The organism is Microcystis aeruginosa LEGE 91341, from assembly GCF_015206885.1.
Classification (GTDB): domain Bacteria; phylum Cyanobacteriota; class Cyanobacteriia; order Cyanobacteriales; family Microcystaceae; genus Microcystis; species Microcystis aeruginosa_H.
Genome location: NZ_JADEXY010000277.1, coordinates 1 through 1080 on the forward strand (window position 1 = coordinate 1; position 1080 = coordinate 1080).

The window sequence follows — 1080 nt, forward strand, 5'->3', positions numbered from 1 at the left end:
TGCCATTGGTGTCAACTTAAGGGAAGAGGTTCCCATATTTGTCGATGGAGAGCCTCTTTCTCTCGATGTCGCTGACGTTCAGCTTTAATCAGTCCAAAAAGTTGAGCGCGTTCGGCTAAATAGCTGATTACATCTGGATTTTCGCCCCTCCAGAAAGCCTTCGCTACATAGTAAAGGCTTCTAAAAACCATCTCGACAGAAATTTTTTCTGGCGGCTGAGGTCGAGCTACAGCCACATCTTGAACTATCTGAATGAGAACAGTATAGAAAATCAAGGTAGTGAGAATTTGGATTTGTACGCCGTTAGTATGTCCAACCCATAAATAGGCCAGTCCTAAGAGTCGCTTGGTTAAGAGAAAAGCTTCTTCTATCTGCCATCTTCTTCTATACAAATCACAAACTTCTTCAGCGGATAGTTGTTCAGAATCAAGCACGTTTGTCAAATAATCATACCAAGTATTTCCCCAAAGAACTGAGACTAATCTGACGGTCGAATGGCAAGGATTAGAGCGATACTGACCGAGGGTAATAATCTCATCTCGGTAAAGTTTTCCTGCGGACAAAACTTGCTTTATTTGGTAAGATGTTTTTCCCCTCATGCGGGTAAGAAAATATTTTCCTTCCTCAGTAAATTGGTCAAACCACGGAAAACTAAAAAAGCCTAGGTCAACGACTAGCAAGCCTGATGTAGGTAGCTCATTTATTAACTGTTCTGCCCATACTTTATCGTTACATTTCTCATTTTTCTGATACCATACTGTCACAGGTACTTGCGTAAATGCCTCAACAATCATCATTATTCTTCCAGCCAATTTCCCAGATTCCTTCTCGGAAGCTTTCAGCCTTTTCCTCAGCTGCTCTAAGGTTGAGCCATCGGCTATCCAAATAACACTGAATTTTTCTCTCACCTTTTGCCATTTCTCAGCTATGCTAATTTTACCTGACATTTCTTTTCTTTTTTCTAAAATATTTCTCAGCAGCAATACAAAGATTTCCGTAGGTAAGCTCATCAATCTTTTGGATACAGCTTGCTTACTTACTTTTAGAGGTTCTACCCAGAGTAATCCTTCCTCTTTTAAG

General features: G+C 40.4%; 1 protein-coding gene. It reads right to left on the reverse strand.

Translation table 11 applies throughout. From position 1 onward, the window contains the following. Positions 1 to 11: 11 nt before the first annotated feature. Positions 12 to 1080, reverse strand: a 1069-nt coding sequence (locus tag IQ234_RS20845) for an IS4 family transposase (RefSeq protein ID WP_193958464.1), incomplete at its 5' end; no start/stop codon positions are given.